General features: G+C 53.6%; 17 protein-coding genes and 1 tRNA gene. All 18 read left to right on the top strand.

Annotation, left to right across the window (positions count from 1 at the left end; translation table 11 throughout):
* Window positions 1-42 precede the first annotated feature (42 nt).
* The 18 genes from AB5767_RS00995 (at window position 43) to AB5767_RS00910 (ending at window position 16,283) form a co-directional block, all read left to right on the top strand.
* The gene (locus AB5767_RS00995) at window positions 43-351 is read left to right on the top strand and encodes a hypothetical protein (protein ID WP_368131826.1); all 309 of its coding nucleotides are present in this window, start codon (window positions 43-45) and stop codon (window positions 349-351) included.
* Between the two features lie 103 nt (window positions 352-454).
* Entirely contained in the window at window positions 455-1,528 is a 1,074-nt protein-coding gene (locus AB5767_RS00990) for a hypothetical protein (RefSeq protein ID WP_368131769.1), read from the top strand.
* 81 nt (window positions 1,529-1,609) lie between these two features.
* A complete protein-coding gene (locus AB5767_RS00985; protein ID WP_368131771.1) occupies window positions 1,610-2,416 on the top strand; it encodes an endonuclease/exonuclease/phosphatase family protein in 807 nt (268 codons plus the stop codon).
* Window positions 2,406-2,984, top strand: coding sequence for a hypothetical protein (locus AB5767_RS00980; RefSeq protein ID WP_368131773.1), 579 nt, complete (start codon window positions 2,406-2,408; stop codon window positions 2,982-2,984). The genes AB5767_RS00985 and AB5767_RS00980 overlap by 11 nt, the downstream gene beginning before the upstream one ends.
* A gap of 246 nt (window positions 2,985-3,230) precedes the next feature.
* Window positions 3,231-4,325, top strand: coding sequence for a hypothetical protein (locus AB5767_RS00975; protein ID WP_368131775.1), 1,095 nt, complete (start codon window positions 3,231-3,233; stop codon window positions 4,323-4,325).
* 488 nt (window positions 4,326-4,813) lie between these two features.
* Window positions 4,814-7,219, top strand: coding sequence for a hypothetical protein (locus AB5767_RS00970; RefSeq protein ID WP_368131776.1), 2,406 nt, complete (start codon window positions 4,814-4,816; stop codon window positions 7,217-7,219).
* Window positions 7,200-7,505, top strand: coding sequence for a hypothetical protein (locus tag AB5767_RS00965; RefSeq protein WP_368131778.1), 306 nt, complete (start codon window positions 7,200-7,202; stop codon window positions 7,503-7,505). The genes AB5767_RS00970 and AB5767_RS00965 overlap by 20 nt, the downstream gene beginning before the upstream one ends.
* A gap of 402 nt (window positions 7,506-7,907) precedes the next feature.
* Window positions 7,908-8,333, top strand: a complete 426-nt coding sequence (tenpIN, locus tag AB5767_RS00960) for a type III toxin-antitoxin system TenpIN family toxin (protein ID WP_368131780.1) — start codon at window positions 7,908-7,910, stop codon at window positions 8,331-8,333.
* A 273-nt stretch (window positions 8,334-8,606) separates the two neighbouring features.
* Window positions 8,607-9,683, top strand: a complete 1,077-nt coding sequence (locus AB5767_RS00955; protein ID WP_368131782.1) for a hypothetical protein — start codon at window positions 8,607-8,609, stop codon at window positions 9,681-9,683.
* A gap of 249 nt (window positions 9,684-9,932) precedes the next feature.
* Window positions 9,933-10,211: a hypothetical protein gene (locus AB5767_RS00950; RefSeq protein WP_368131784.1), complete on the top strand. Its 279-nt coding sequence runs from the start codon at window positions 9,933-9,935 to the stop codon at window positions 10,209-10,211.
* Between the two features lie 28 nt (window positions 10,212-10,239).
* Window positions 10,240-10,539: a nucleotidyltransferase family protein gene (locus tag AB5767_RS00945; RefSeq protein WP_368131785.1), complete on the top strand. Its 300-nt coding sequence runs from the start codon at window positions 10,240-10,242 to the stop codon at window positions 10,537-10,539.
* Complete coding sequence (locus AB5767_RS00940) at window positions 10,526-10,714, top strand: hypothetical protein (protein WP_368131787.1); 189 nt, start codon at window positions 10,526-10,528, stop codon at window positions 10,712-10,714. Before AB5767_RS00945 ends, AB5767_RS00940 begins: the two co-directional genes overlap by 14 nt.
* A 231-nt stretch (window positions 10,715-10,945) precedes the next feature.
* Window positions 10,946-12,121 (top strand): AAA family ATPase, encoded by a 1,176-nt coding sequence (locus AB5767_RS00935; protein WP_368131789.1) that lies wholly within the window; start codon window positions 10,946-10,948, stop codon window positions 12,119-12,121.
* Window positions 12,111-12,641: a hypothetical protein gene (locus AB5767_RS00930; RefSeq protein WP_368131791.1), complete on the top strand. Its 531-nt coding sequence runs from the start codon at window positions 12,111-12,113 to the stop codon at window positions 12,639-12,641. The genes AB5767_RS00935 and AB5767_RS00930 overlap by 11 nt, the downstream gene beginning before the upstream one ends.
* A 346-nt stretch (window positions 12,642-12,987) precedes the next feature.
* The gene (locus AB5767_RS00925; RefSeq protein WP_368131793.1) at window positions 12,988-13,653 is read left to right on the top strand and encodes a helix-turn-helix domain-containing protein; all 666 of its coding nucleotides are present in this window, start codon (window positions 12,988-12,990) and stop codon (window positions 13,651-13,653) included.
* A gap of 87 nt (window positions 13,654-13,740) precedes the next feature.
* Entirely contained in the window at window positions 13,741-14,529 is a 789-nt protein-coding gene (locus AB5767_RS00920; RefSeq protein ID WP_368131794.1) for a DUF3825 domain-containing protein, read from the top strand.
* 138 nt (window positions 14,530-14,667) lie between these two features.
* Window positions 14,668-14,742, top strand: a tRNA-Val gene (locus tag AB5767_RS00915).
* Between the two features lie 383 nt (window positions 14,743-15,125).
* A complete protein-coding gene (locus tag AB5767_RS00910) occupies window positions 15,126-16,283 on the top strand; it encodes a putative endonuclease domain-containing protein (protein WP_368131796.1) in 1,158 nt (385 codons plus the stop codon).
* The last annotated feature ends 25 nt before the right edge of the window (window positions 16,284-16,308 follow it).

The raw sequence follows: 16,308 nt of genomic DNA, 5'->3' as shown, positions 1-16,308 counted from the left end.
GCAGCCACTACAACAGCCCCAGCTTCGGCTACGGCGGCTACTGTGCGCCCAAAGGACACCAAGCAGCTGCTGGCCAACTACAAGGACGTGCCCCAGAACCTGATCGAGGCCATCGTGGAGGCAAACCGCACCCGCAAGGACTTCGTGGTTGACGAGGTGCTGCAGATGGTGCGGGACCGCGCCTACGAGGGCAAGCCGAAGCCGGTGGTGGGCGTGTGCCGCCTGACCATGAAGTCCAACTCTGACAACTTCCGCGCGAGCTCCATCCAGGGCATCATGAAGCGCGTTAAGGCAAAACGTAAGCTATACGAGCAGTACGATGGTCTCATCATCTGCGAGCGACCGAACTAGTTTGGCATTAATGATTGAACCCTCACGATTTTCCTGAAGCTGAACGACAAGTTTTACTTAGCATAAGGAGCTAACTAAAACATGGATATTAAGGAGCGATTTCATGGATCATTCGAGCGAGATAATTACAAGCCCAGTGTACGTTGCTCCTTCCTGGCGCTGGAACGAAGTGCCTCAGTTTTCATTTTCGAACTGCAGCCTAGTTTCTTATATGCCGAATACCGACTGCAGATTTCCCGTCACCAAAATCAGAGATTCTCTTGACTCGTCAACAATTGAATGTCTGATTTCATTGGGACGTATGCAGGGGTCCTTTGAGCGAATTGCCGCATGCTGGTCAGATTATGCGACCGCATGCAAGGATCTCTTAATGAGATGTGATTTATCACGCGCTGAGGCCATTAAAGTGAGATATAACGCCAACTGCACTGATTATATGCGCGACTGTGTTTACTACGCTCACGGCTTTATATCCAAAGCCCTTCGTTTTTCAGCGGTGGTAAAAGAATGCACCACGAGTATTAGCAGACTGAGCAGCACTTTGGCTAATGAGGTCCATTCATCTGATTGGGTTAAACTAAAAGAGATCCTCGAAGCTGAGCCATTTGTAGTTCTGCTTTCGGCAATACGCAATGCAAGCGAACATAACGACGGCTACATAAGTCCCGTCAACTATTCCTCACAAGATCAAACATTTGGACTTGCGATTAACCTTGAATCTGGAATTGTTAGTGACAGGAACAACATATCGCTGTTTCGTCGCACTTCAATTAATCAAGATGGAAGAACCATGCTCGACTGGTTAGATTCATTCTGCCAAGAGCGATATCAACAAGGTGATACGCCTCTCCTGTCTTTTGCATCCTTCTATCAGATCGTTTCTGACTATATAGCCGTTGAGGGTCTGGCATTTCTGGATACCTTTTGCGCTCTGTGCCGAGAGCAGACAACTGAGGCTTTTAATTTATTAGATCTAATAGACGATAATCATTCAATTGGACTATATGTTGACATTCCAAAGGGAGCAAATGCCAATGCCAGACCTCTAAATTGGTATATGTCAGATAGGTTATATCCATTAATGAACGCCTCTCAGTTTGATGAGCTATGTGACGCACTTGCAGATTTATTTTGTGACAGCATAGGCGCTCAAACTAAATCAGTTAAACCACAATGAATTAGTCAATGAAGAATACGGAAGCGCAGGGTATATTTAGACGGATAAGGTTTGAGCTCATGAGGACAGCCAGGTGAGGTTTTGCGATTATTCTTTTGGAATTTAGCTCGCAAGAGCCTTACAGATCTTGTTCACATTGCCGTTCAACTGTATGACGTTGATGTAGCGGCTTTTGCAGAGGCTGATCAAACTGACTTTCAGCGATTGACCGAACTGCTTGGCGGTCGTTATCGAACAGTGGAATCCATTGACGGCAGGACGAAAACGAAGCTGCTCGTCAAGTCTTCAATTTGTTCGCAGCAAGCCTCTGCGGTTATTAAAAATCTGACGTGCACATTAATTCTTGACGGCGTTCCCGTGAATACCTCAATTGTTCATCTGCCAGACAAGCGCAACGATCCGAAAGGCGATCATCGCGAAAGGATAATAAGAAAACTCGTTAGTGAGCTAAATACTACAAAGACGTCGTACCCCGGCAGCCTCAATATGCTGATAGGCGATTTCAATTGCAATCCATTTGACCCCGAAATGGTAAAACTCGATTCCTTAAATTCGACCTTTTTCAAAGAGGTTGCAAAGAGATTGAAAGAAAGAGAGAGCGATGGGTCGTCATATCCAGTAATGTATAACCCAGCTCTTCAATTTCTATCAGAGTCCAATTCTAATCTGGGTTCATTTTATTTGGGTTCCGGCGACTGTACCTATTATTGGCATTCGCTCGATCAAATCGTTGTAGATTGGCAGCTGGCGGACTGCATTACCGACTGCCGCTATCTTCGTCAAATCGGTGATACTAAACTTATTGTTAATTCTCGGCCGTGTTCAAAGTACAGTGACCATTTGCCACTTTTGGTAACTATGGAAATGGGGAAGTGTCATGGTAGGTAGCGAAAATTTCTGGGCGGACATTATTGATCAGCCCTTAGAAAAATCTGCTGAGAACGTTGAAGCAATCATGCAGGGGCAGTGCGAAGATGTAAAAGCTGCGTCCAGTGGCCTGATCGAAGCTCGTTTTGTAAAACTTGCCTTTACCACCAGAACAACTAGCAGTATGTGGTCCTCACGCGAATTAATGGAGCGTCTCACTGTTCCAAAAACGGAAAAAGTAGAGAATACCGCCCTGAATCTCACCGATGCGAACGACTCTTATTCGCCGTCCGATTATGCTTTCGACCTTTTTACTTCGGAGTATAAATATAGAGTACTGACAATGAGGCTAGGCGCCGTCTATCCAATCGATTTAGTCTTAGATGAAGATATATTCTGTCAAACCTGGGATTTATATACCGGGGAAATTCAAGTTTCGAAGGAAAATAATCTCATTGTTGTTCAAAATGACGATGAGCTCAAAGATTGCCTGGAAATTATTATTTCTAAGAATGAGAAAATGAAGTTCGTCGTTCGTAAAATGATCGAAACTGAAAGAGCAATGCGTGTGAATGCGGGTGACGAGTAGCCTTAACTCGTCTCCGCCTAGAGGTTCGTTGACCTCTTCGATATGGGCTTGGATTTTACGGACGACCAATTAGCTTATGGAGGCCCCTCCTTTCACCGATTGGCAAAACGATTTACACCTAATTTTGGGAACCGATCACAGGGTTTCTTCCTTGCTCGTACTCTGATCTCGCTACACTAATAACTGCTGCTACCAGGTAGCTTTCTGGAGCGGCTTCCATTGGCTCTTGCGAAGATCGGAGCGGTTATGTTTGCCACCGCGTTCCACACCAGCCGACACTACATTCTGTTTACTGCTATGGCCTGCCTATGCGTTTTGCTGGGCGGGCCTTCTTATGCCGCGGGCGCGGACAGCCTGTTCATTGCGGGCGATACGTACTACGAGCCGGGCGTGTCGGGTCCCGGGTGGGCTTGGACCGATGCCGACCATCTGGAGCTAACCGGTTATGTGGGCGAGGCCATCGGCGCCGACGGCGACCTGGTGGTGACGCTTGTGGGGCAAAACTCCGTGGTCGAGACGCATGCGCCCGATGCGGACATTTCCATGAGCGGCATGGAGGTGTGGGGAAACCTTACGCTTCGCGGCTCCGGCTCGCTCACGGCGACGGGCTCGCAATGCGGGATCCATGTGGCCCAGGCGCTGGTGGTGGACGGCTGCACGGTCGATGCCAGGGCCGACGGGGCAGGCGTTGTTGGCCAGACAGTTGCCGGCATTGCCGCAGGCAGCTTAACAGTACGCGGCGGAGAGCGCGTAGTTGCCGCGGGCGCGGGATCCGATGCGAGCTTGCGCTTTTATGGTGTGCGCTTGCTCGACGAGGGATTTGGGACAGACGCAGCGAGCAAGACGCTTGTCGTGGATGAGTCCTGGCTGGATGCGACCGGTACGGATGCCGGCGTTGCCTGCGATCGTGGATCGCTCGTGGCCGCGCATTTTGTGACGCCCGCAGGCGGGGCCTTTAGTGCTGCCAGCGTGGTGGATGCTGACGGGGCCGTGACACCGCATGTGGTGATTGAGCCCGATGGCGCCACTGGCCCGGCAGGGGAGACTGAGTCGCCCGTCGGCGAGGTGCCGGGGGATGGCACGGGAGAGCCTACTGGTGGCGCCGACCCTTCTGCGGGGCAACCCGGTGCGGCTTCGGCGACGGATCCTGCGGTGAAACCCGCGGCTACGCCGCTCAAGACAACGGTCGCCAAGACCACAGTCACCAAGACGACCAAGCCCAAATCCACTATGGCAACAACAACGGCGCTTCCCAAGACCGGCGACAGCCACTGGATAGCTGTCTCCTTAACGCTATTCCTGCTGGGTACAGTGCTTCTGAGCACCGCATATCGCTGCTGATGCGGTACGACGCACCTGGCTGCGATACAAGAGCCCTGTAGGAGCTTTAAGGGCAACGCTTTCGGCAAGGGAGCGTTGCTATTTTCGCGCATGCAACATCTGACGTGCTAGCCATATACGTTGTAGCACTGGGAATGGAGCCGAGTACCTTTCTTCCGGACCGGCGCCTACTTACACTTTTTGGTGCCGTGAGATTCTGTGACGCATGGAACCGCATGGGCGGCCTTTGCACTTACTTGGTGACCATTGGGGGGCCGTTGGATGAAGTTGATATCAAGGGCGGAAGCTGCTGTCATCGAGGTTGTCAGCAATGAGGTTAGAAGCCGATTAGTATCTAACCCGCATCGAGGGGATGGGATTAACATAGGGACGAAGGAGTTTTGCTTGAGAGGTTCATATAACCGGCCCATCGCCCAAGACGGGCAATGGGCCATCTAATATCAACGTTGGGCGATATGCAAATCGCCTGGACTGCATAGGAGGTGCAATTGGAACGCATAGTCACGAAGCCAACCAAAATCGATCTACATATCCATTCTGCTGCAAGTATCGCTACAAAGGACAAAGGCAAGAAGGAACTTGCCGACTGCGATAAAGGCCATGTCGATGCGCTGCTTCGCGGTTTGAAGGCGCATGGCATCAACATGTGCGCAATCACCGACCACGACTGCTTCGATAAAGACCTCTACTTCGCTTTGAAAGAGAGGGAGGGGGATGGTTGCCTGAACAAAGTGCTTCCTGGTATTGAGTTCAGCGTGTCCATTCGTGCCGGAGGCAAGGAGCCGACCGTCGTCCATATCGTTGCCATTTTCGATGACCGGCACCCCGATCTGATCGACGGTATCGCCGAGGTCGTCTGTGATGAAAACGGGAAACCGCGCTACGACGATCTCAATAATGGCGCTTTCACCGAAGACGGTTTCACCAAGGTCCTAAGGGACATCGGTCTCAACGCCGTCCTCATCGGGCACGAGAAATCGGCCGGCCAGGAAGCGAAGCGGGACGTGAGCAGTCTCGGCGCGGATTGCGCCAGCGAAGTGATTTTGACCGAGTTTGTCGATGCAGTCGAAATTCGCAACAAGCGGCGAGAGCTCGACATCAAGAGGCTCATCAAGACCTATTCCAAAAATGCCGTCCCGTTTGTCGTCGGGAGCGATTGCCATGATTGGGCGACCTATCCAGGGAGAGAAGGCGGTGAGATTTCGTTCTCCAGCCTGAAATGCCTACCAACTTTCGAAGGTCTGCTCATGGCGATCACCGACCCCTCGAGAATCAAGGTCGGCGACTGCTCGTTCTTCAGCGCTAGTTCCTCGAAGCTTGATTCGTTGAGGCTGGCAGTCGATGGCAAGGACTTCGACATACCGCTTTCGCCTGGAATCAATGCGATCATCGGCGACAACTCCATCGGCAAGTCGATGATGATTCATCGATTGACCGGCTGCCGGCATGTGGGTGATTCCAAGCTGGCAGATGGGTACGAGGCCTATTGCGCGAAGGAGGGCATAAGCATCGACACCCTTCTCCCCGTCGCGGCCGAGTTCAAGTTCGACGACCAGGACAGCGTACGCAAAACCCTTGAGGAACTGCATTCGGGGCAGGGCCAGAACGATTATTTCGGTAAGTACTTTCAGCTCCACGTGGATTTAGCTTCTGTGCAAGATTCGCTAAAACGTTTTTTCAGCGAGTGCGTTGAGGCTTTGGAATCTAAAGCCCGTTTCAATGACGCCCGTGCCAGACTCGACAAACATGAGATTGAGCTGCTCATCTTGCCGAAGTCCGAGAGGCTGACGATTTCTTCTTTTTCCAAGGCTGTTTCTTTCGATGCCATCGATGGGCTCAAATCAGCGCTTCGAGCTTGCGAGAGTGGCCTTGACAATGTGAAAGTTGACTATGTCGATCTTTTCAACGAAATGGGTTCAGCTGCCGGCAAGGCGCATGAGGAGGCCATCGAGGCGGTTCGCAAGCTCATGAAGCTTGTTGAAAAACATCGGTTGAGCTACGAACGAGGCGACACGAAAGTGAAGGCTGTTAAGGCTGCTTCGAAAAAGGAGAAGCAGTCGCTCTTGTCGGCGAAAACTGATGAACAGAATGCCATCGATGCGTACTCGGCCAAGCTTGATGACGTATCCGATGGGATTGCCGAGCTTGTTTTGCTTGCTAGGAAGCGTCGCGACAAGAAGATCGATTATGCCGCGCCTGTTGAAGTGAGCGTTCCTAATTACATGGGTGAGTTCATCTTTGTTTCTGAGCTCTCTTCGGGCAAGACAGGGGCGGCGTATTGCAAAGCGGTCTTCGGAGAGGTATTCAACAAGCCTAAACTATCGCTTCTACTGGATGGCATTCAGTACGAGACCGAGCTGACTACGGAAGAAATAGCTGCAGCGGTAACAGGTGAAAAACCTTCCATGGCGACGTGCTACGAGCAGATTCGCAGCAAGCTTCATGCGGTAGTTGACCGTGTAACCGAGAGAAGGAAAATCACCAATAAGTCCATAGGCATCGACGCCGAACCGTCGCCCGGCCTGTACGGGACCCTGTACTTCGACCTTTTGGCGGAGGAAGACGCTAAGACGGGGGTCTACGTTATTGACCAGCCGGAGGACCAGATCTCGCAGGTGGCGATCAAGAAGCACGTCCTCGGTGCCTTCAAGAGGATGAGCGCCAACCGACAGGTGCTGATGATCACCCACAACCCACTCTTCGTCGTAAACCTCGACGTCGATAACGTCATCGTGCTCGCGCGCGGCGAAGATGGGAGAATTGACGTGAAGAGCGGGGCATTGGAATACGAATGCGACGACTACAAGGTGCTTGACCTTGTAGCCAAAACCGTTGAAGGAGGTGCTGACGTTGTCAGGAAACGACTCAAGCGCTATGGATCAGAAGGCATATAAGGTCGGGCTGAAGGATGGTAAGATCGCGATCGAGGGGGTTAGCGGCTTTTCCATCGACATCGAAGATCCGAAGCTGAACGTAGGGAAGCTGTACTCGGCGCTTTTCGTGGGAATCGACAGACCTACGACTATTTACCTCGAACCCACGACTGAACTTAGGCAGGATCGTAAAGCCTTCTCTTTCTTTGAAAGCTTGAAGAAGATCGTGGATGGCGCTTGCGAGAAGATGAATCCGGGTCTGGCTGAGATTGCCAAGAAGGCCGAAGGGCTTGATGCCGATGATTAGGCAAAGCAGAGTTGATGCCGTGCAGCTTGTTGGCAAAAGCTAAGGCCGATGAAGGCTTGCATGGAAACTACTGCTTGCGATAAGCGAAGTAGCGCGATTGGCCATGAAGACAAGTTAGTTGTCTAGGGGAATTTGAATTTCTGGATATTTACGGTCATGAGTGAGCGGCCTGATTCAGGCATAATTCAATCCTTCATTTTTCGGAATCCTAATCATATCTTCCATTATTTGGGTATACTTAAATCAGAAATTGGTCGTAGGGCGCGACCAACGGAATCAAAAGAAAGCCCACTGAGAAGATTTTGGTCGTAGGGCGCGACCAACGGAATCAAAAGAAAGCCCACTGAGAAGATGCCTTCAATCTCTTTGGGTTGGAGGCATTTTCTTATTTGGAAGGTTTACATGAATTCTCGAATTGTATTCTTAAGTGACTCGTTTTACAGAGACCATCCGAACCCGCCGTTCAAAGAGATGGAGCAAAAGCAGAACCGTCCTTATATCGTCTTTTTGGTCGAGATTGAGGGACATATTTGGGCTATACCTTTCCGCTCCCATATTCGTCATGCATATGCCTTCTTTACTGATCCTGACAATAGGTGCGGAATTGATTATTCGAAGGCTGTTGTAGTTGACCGGCCGGAATATATAAATCAACAGACGCGTCCGCACTTGCGCCAGAATGAGTTCGAAGCCCTTCGCGGAAATGAATTCGCCGTGCAAAAGGGATTTGAAAAATATATCAAGCTTTACAAGAAAGCTGTTCGATCAGGGCACTCACGCTATCAATCGCTTATCAAGTATTCGACGTTGCAGAATTATGAATTGTAGCCAGTGAGTGCTCTAATGATTCAGGTCCCGGCATATGCTCATGTCATACGGCCGCAGCGCGTAAAAGCCAAATGGGTGCCGTGGTAATCTACGATTTCAAGCTTGACTCAGCCCCTCCTTTCACCGACTGGCAAAACGATTTGCACCTAATTTATGGGGTCGATTACAAGCTTTTAGCCTGCCCGTGCCTTGATCTCGCTACACTAATAACTGCTGCTACTAGGTATTTTTCTGGAGCAGCTTCCATTGGCTCTTGCGAAGATCGGAGCGGTTATGTTTGCTACCGCGTTCCACACTAGCCGACACTACATCCTGTTTACTGTCATGGCCTGCCTATGCGTTTTGCTGGGCGGGCCTTCTTATGCCGCGGGCGCGGACAGCCTGTTCATTGCGGGTTCCACATACTATGAGCCAGATGTTTCGGGTCCCGGGTGGGCTTGGACCGCTGCCGACCATCTGGAGCTAACCGGCTATGCGGGCGAGGCCATCGGCGCCGACGGCGACTTGGTGCTGACGCTTGTGGGGCAAAACTCCGTGGTCGAGACGCATGCGCCCGATGCGGACATTTCCATGAGCGGTATGGAGGTGTGGGGAAACCTTACGCTTCGCGGCTCTGGCTCGCTCACGGCGACGGGTTCGCAATGCGGGATCCATGTGGCCCAGGCGCTGGTGGTGGACGGCTGCGCGGTGGATGCCAGGGCCGATGGGGCAGGTGTTCTTGACCAGACTGTTGCCGGCATTGCCGCAGGCAGCTTGACCGTACGCGGCGGCGGGCGCGTTGTTGCCGCGGGCGCGGGATCCGATGCGGGTTTACGCTTTTATGGCGTGCGGTTGCTCGACGAGGGGTTTGGTGCTGACGTTGCGAGCGAGACGCTTGTCGCGGATGCGTCCTGGCTGGATGCGACCGGTACGGATGCCGGCGTTGCCTGCGATCGCGGATCGCTCGTGGCTGCGCACTTTATGACGCCCGCAGGCGGGGCCTTTGGCGCTGCCAGCGTGGTGGATGCTGGTGGGGCCGTGGCCACGCATGTGGCGATCGAGCCCGATGGCGCCACCGTTCCGGCGGGGGAGACCGATACACCCGGCGGCAAGGTGCCGGAGGATGGCACGGGCGAGCCTGCTGCGGGGCAACCCGGAGCGGGGCCGGCGACGGATCCTGCGGTGAAACCCGCAGCTACGTCGCCCAAGACAACGGCTACCAAGACGACAGTCACCAAAACGACCAAGCCCAAATCCAGTATGGCAACAACACCGGCGCTTCCCAAGACCGGCGACGGCTACTGGATAGCTGCCTCCTTAACGCTATTCCTGCTGGGGACAGTGCTTCTGAGCGCCGCATATCGCCGCTGATGCGGTACGACGCACTTGGCTGTGATACAAGAGCTCTGTAGGAGCTTTAAGGGCAACGCTTTCGGCAAGGGAGCGTTGCTTTTTTCATGCATGCAATGTCTATCGTGCAGCCATATGCATTTCCGCAACAAGGACTATCGCTTGTGCAGCCAGCCGGCAGGGTTCGGGTCTTATTGGATTAATTCAATTCACCTCGTGTTAAATCCACTTCGTTCTTTATACTCAAATGCAAACACTAAGGAGGTAGCCATGTTTTGGAGCTATGTTCAGCTTGATGATGGCACCCAGTTTGCCTACTCAGAGACAAGAGAAGACGGAACCGTTCGCGTAGCCGTCGAGCGCCCGGTTGACTTTGGCTTTGACCATGCGGAATGCTTCTTGCCTGCAGTCAAATGGTTCAACGTCGAAGGATTTACTGCTGATGATCTCAATTTCTTGACAGAATTTGTTAGATCAAATGCCCCACTTATCTTCGAGCTCGCCGAACGTCAAAAAGCCGGGCCGGCGGTTTCGGCGCTGGCCCTCTGACGTTCTACTGTTGAACGGTAAATAACCCATGATTTCGACTACCGACATATCCACTGCCGCCACCCGCGTGCTCGCTCAATACGACGTCAGCGAAGCGTATTTATTTGGCTCCTTTGCCCGAGGCGAGCAGACGCCTGATAGCGATATTGACTTGCGCCTAGTCTGCGGCAACACCATGACGTTCGGCACGCTTTACGAACTCTTCTATGAGCTCGAGATGGAACTTGGGCGAAAGGTCGATGTCGTCACCAACCCGCCAGAGCGCATGCGCCCGGCTTTCCGCAAAAGCATCGAGCAGGAGGAGGTGCGCATCTATGAAACAACATGAGCGGGACGAGGAGCTTACGAATACCAGCCCGCGGCCTTTCCCTTCCAGAGAACCCAGCCCGGTGACCCTCCAGGCCATTCGCGAAGGTGATGCGTTCTTAGTGGTGGGGGAGTCCGGTCGCTTCGACAACGGCGCCGATCTAATCGATGCAGCTCTAAAAGCTCCTGAAGCGTGAGAGAATTTAACCACCGAAGAGACTGTCGTCTTGGAGGTGCCAGATCGGCGAGGTACGTACCTCGCCATTTTTGTACGATTTGATCAAATGTCTAAGCATTTGAACCTGCATATCGACGAGGTCGGCAATGCGGATAAGCCTTTTCTGCCTAGTGGCAGGCTTAATTCGCGATATCCTTCATGTGTTATACTTGAGCCATAAATTCTGTTTCAAGTATTCGAAAGGCTTGAGATGAAGTTGTTAAAGGTTTGCTTCGACCATCTCTCGATGTTCGAAGACGGGTTATTCGAAATCGACCTGTTCGCCTCCGACCGCGTGACGGCCTCCGATGAGTCGGCTTTCGAACTAGCGGACCATCTCTACGTGAATAGCGTCGTTGCGCTGGCGGGCATTAACGCTACGGGCAAGACAACAGCACTGAACCTGCTGGAGCTCGCCTGCCGCATTGTTGATGGCTCTCCGGCGCGCGGCGGCGGGCTCCCATCAACGTTCCCCGCCGCGTTCGACGGCCCGTCCAAGCTCAAGTGCGTCATATGGCACGCAGATCGTCTTTACTTGCTCGAGTCGGTGCTGCAGACTGTCGAAGGAGGCGACGACGGTCCCGAGCTGACGTTCTCCGATGAGGTGATTTCTTCGCTGCCAGCCAAGGCCCTCAAGCGCTCGACCCTGGCATCCTGGGCCGAAATCGAGAAATTCGCGTCCCCGCTGTGCGACCGTGCTCAGATGCCGGACTCTTGGGCGGCGCTTACGCCGCCTGACGTTTCCGTCGCAGCCGCTGTGCTCGCCAAGGACTTCGGCCATCGCATCCGAGCGATAGCATTGCGCGACGGTGGCTTCCGCCTCACCGAGCAATTCAACGGTCTCGACGACGTGCTTCGTGTTTTAGACTCTGGCATCGAGCACCTCGAGGTCCGGGACTCCGGTCGCGCCTTCGTACTGACGTTTACAGGTCGCGAGCCCATCACGATCTCCGAGCGGGGGCTCACCGAGGTACTCTCCTCCGGCACTGTACGTGGCCTAGGGCTGGTGCAGCGCGCAATGAGGGTCCTGCGCTCCGGCGGCTACCTTTTAGTCGACGAGGTGGAGAACCACCTTAACCGCCAACTGGTTAACGTCGTGCTTGATCTGTTTGCCGCCCGCGGGACCAACCCCAACGGCGCGACGCTGGTTTTCACGACTCACTACCCGCAGCTCCTCGATCACGTGCACCGCAAGGACAACGTGTTCTTTCTCGCCCGACGCAACAGCGGTGCGCGCGTGGTGAAGTACGCCGACCGCGTGAAACGCATCGAGAACAAGAAATCGGAGGTATTCGCCTCGAACTTTGTGAAGGGGACCGCTCCGCGCTACGCCGACGTGCGCGCGCTTAAAGACCTCGTCGCAGAGGAGGTGTCCGATGAGCGGTGATAACGGTTTTCACTTTGCGGGATATCATCCGATCATCTCCTGCGAGGGAACAGCGGAACAGGCGGCCGTGGACATTCTCCTCGAGGCGGACGCGCTCGTCTTTTCAGAGGCCGACGTCGTGGACGTCACCCGCCTGCGCAAAGCCTCCGATATCCAAGATAACTACCTCAACTTAGACTATGACTGGCCAGTCTGCATCGTCAGGGTGCTGGACTCGAGGAAAGAACGCTTCAAACTCGGCAACCTGTACGCCGGCCGCTTCCCGGTGGTTAGCTACGTGACCCATCCCGAGATAGAGGTGCTGGCCATTATTCGAGAGGGCTCGTGGAGACGCTGGCACGGCGGACGCATGAAACCGAGCGACTTCTGCAAACAGGAGCTCGGCATGCACGAGGTAAAGAGGGAAGGCTTCCTCAAAAGTTATTGGGATGCCGACTCGCTTACGGCAGCCGCCAGGGAATACAAGCGACTTTCGAAGATCCCCAAGGGCGAGTTGTGCCTGGCAGACCTCATCCGGTAAAGGCTTACAGCCACCGCAATACCCATAACGCTTCCCAAGACTACCGGCTGCCGCTTGATTGCCCTTTTCTCGGCGCTTCTCTTGCCGTGCACAACACAGCCATAACGCCCATTTCCGGAAGTGCGGGGAAAAATCGCAACCAGCCGAGCACAAACCAAATTTTGGCGTCAAAACCGCAGGTCATGAAAGGGTATAACCGGGGTCTGGTTGGCGGAACTCGGTCTTTCCCCGCACTTCCGAACTCGGAGAGTCTTAGAAGCCAGTATTGAATATCGGCAGCCACTTGCCGAAAATCCATTTGAGGGAATTCGTATCGTCGATATCATTCGAGAGGGGATGACGGGCGATGACCCACGCCTACAGTGAGATGTATCTCGAGGATGCCATGAGAACGCTGGGCGAGGCGGTCGATTTTGCCCTCTGTGATCAAGGGCTGACTCCAGCCGAGTTGACGGCGATCCTGTCGAACGCTTTAGAGATGAAACAGTTTGAGCGCGGTATGCCTCGCGTCGTCTGCGGCATGGCGGGCGACGAGCTCGCGCGCGATATTATCGCCCATGCGGGACTGACTTCCGTCGAATGCAGGGAGACCTATCCGTTCGACCGTTCGCCTCAGTATTGGGCGGGCTGGGTTTTGGCCTATACGCAATTGATGTACAGCTTGGGCTTTAATGAGCTACTCGAAGTCGCCCCGCTCGATTGGATCATCGGCTCGTACCATCCGCTCCACGAGGCCTCCGAAGACAAGTTCGCCCAGATTGTCATCGAAAAATGGAACAACGCCCAGACAGACAAAAAGGGCCTCAAAGCGGCACGAAAGGCGGCCGGACTTACGCAAAAACAGCTCGCCGCCCAATCGGGGGTTAAGCTTCGCGCCATACAACTCTACGAGCAGAACCAGCTCGACCTACGCCGTGCCTCGGTCTCCTCGGCACTGGCGCTCGCAAATGCCCTAAACTGCGCCATCGAAGACCTCGTCTGGCGGCCGATCGCCCTGGAGTACGACTCCTAGTGCCACTGTGTTGTGCTCCCCGAAATTGCATCGCACGTATAGAATTTAAGCATCCGAACGCTAGCTATGAAATGGATTGGACACCACATGGATATCCCAAGCACCCTGTGCAGCAATGTGTACGACTTCGCGTTTTGCCCAGAGCCCTGTTACGACCGCCTGGCCGACCTCGCCGATCCCGAGGACTGGGGCCCCAGCAACCGCATCCTCAAAAACTACCTGTCGTTTTCGTTTAGCCGCGCGGTGTTTTTGACCGAACGCGACGTGGACCAGACCGCACCGTCCAACCTGCCGCTGGTATTCGATGGCGACCGCTGCCTGTTTAACACCGGCCTGTACACGCGCCGTTACGAGACCATCTACGGTCTGTTTGAGCCCAACACCAAGCCCGATGCGCGCCAGCGCTGGATTTTGAAGGGTTTCTTTAAGGAAAGCGACCCTATGCTGGTCTCATTTGAGTACCTGCCATGCCGCGTGCGCTTTGCCGAGGACCCCTCCGAGCTGGTCTTTGACTACCGCCTGCCCATCCGCTCCAACATCGACCACATTCTGGGCGACGAGGAGAACCTGACGCGCATTCCCGCCAGCCTTATGGGGGAGGGCAACTCGCTGCTGCTGCGCCGCGCCTTTGAGGGTGCCGTCGTCGAGGCCGCCCGCCGCGCCGCCGCCAACTACACGCTCGCCGTGCCGCAGTTCTACGGCGGCCGGATCCAACTGCTGTTGCCGCTGTGCCTGACCGGCGACAAGCCCGAGCTGGCGCTGGCCATCCAGCGCGAGGATGGCTTCTACGCTGCGCGCACCTGTCTCACGCTCGACATGGCCTACAACAACGCGCGACTTATCTGCCGACCCGAGACCTCGTGGATCAAGCGATAAAGGGCATTTTAGCTGCTGGTTTGTCGGCTGCCCTGATTGCGGTTGCGCGGCCTACGCCCACGAATTTAAAATCGGGGACAAAAAGTTCTTGGTAAACCACGCGCGGCTATGATAGTATCTCTTTTGCCGAAAGGCGACGGGCGATTGGCTCAGGGGTAGAGCATATCCTTCACACGGATGGGGTCACAAGTTCGAATCTTGTATCGCCCACCATCTAAAGTACAGGTCAGAGGTATTAAGCCTCTGACCTTTTTCTTTTTGACACCAAGGGTGACACCAAAACTGACACCAAAAACAAATCGTAGTCGTCTATGGCGCTAATTTTTATCGCATCCTTTTTGCTGACGCCATTGCCCGTTTTGTATAAAACGTATGCGTATTTTCATTGAATTCCCCCTGTGATCCGAGCACAAATGTGGAGATAGGGACCACATGCCCAAAGCGCCTTCCAGCGGATTTCTATCACACGGTGGTTTTTCAGCAGAACTCGTCAAGCTTTTGGTTTGCTTCCGGTACTTACCCGCATGATGTCCCGGTAGATAATCGGCCATGATCACAATCCGCATGACCTACGGTCGATACCAGGGGAGGCGCAAATGGACGAAATCGTCTGCGCAAACACCGCATTCCGCTACTGGCGCTGCCCACCGCAGGTGCGCAGCCTCTACCCGCGCCTACCCAACTCCGAAGACGGCTGGCGAGCTCTATCCCAACCCCCTTTCGTAACCGACGTCCTTAAGACCCCAATTATCGCTGTTGCTTCGCCAGGTTGTTGTAATCACCACTCGGGATTGCGCTCCACTATTCGCTGGGAAGGGGCATCGGATGCCGGCACAACAATCGACACTCATTTAGGCTTTAGTGTCACCAATCCGCTTAACACGTTATTTACTATGACACGCTTTGTGTCCCAAATAGATCTCGTACTGGCTATGTACGAACTATGCGGCTGGTTTTCTGTTTTCGAGCCGGCTCCCGCTGCCGAAATGCAGCTAAAAATGGCGGTAGAGGAGAATCGCAATTCCAGCACGCAGGATTTGTTCGAACTTGGACAAGGCGAAGACGAGGTTCCTTGGAAACGAGTTTATGCCCGTGCAACCGTAAAGGACCCAGATAATGATGGCCAAAAGAGCAAGCGTGAAGATGGAAGAGAGCTCACGAAACTCAAAGGTACTTCTCTTTGGATGAGAAAGCCGCTCATCGAACTGAGCGACCTGCATCGTTTCGCCGACAAGGTCAAAAGTCAAATGTGGGGAAAGCAGTTTTATGATGCCGCTCAGCAGGTTATCGGCATTGCTGCGTCTCCACTCGAGGTCGCTGGGGTCCTGCTTCTAAGTCGTTCTCGACGTCTAGGTGGTGCAGGATTCAGATACGTGTACCTCAACGATTTAACCCCTCTATCCATGGCGGCCCAAAGCATCGCAGGGCAAAAGGTTTGCTACGGCGATATCGTGATCGTAAATCCAATCCTGATGAAGGCGGTAATTATCGAGATCCAAGGTGAAGTCATCCATGGATCTGGCGCGGTACTTGACCACGATGCCGAGCGCATGACTGCGTTGCAGAGCATGGGATTCGATGTATTCCTGGTGACTCACGATATGCTCAACGATTCAAAGCAGCTAGACACCATAGTCAGGAGCGTCTGCGACCGTTTAGGGATTCGCTATAAAGCCAAAACTGAAGCAATGAAGTCAGCCGAGACGCGACTGCGAGCAAATGTTTTGTGCAACTGGTTGGAAATCGGAAATTAGTCGGCGACAAGGCGCTAGAACTACC

It is taken from the genome of Collinsella aerofaciens, assembly GCF_040926265.1.
Lineage (GTDB): Bacteria > Actinomycetota > Coriobacteriia > Coriobacteriales > Coriobacteriaceae > Collinsella > Collinsella aerofaciens_BB.
Note: the sequence above shows the minus strand (reverse complement) of the source record. Positions and strands in the feature narration are given on the sequence as shown.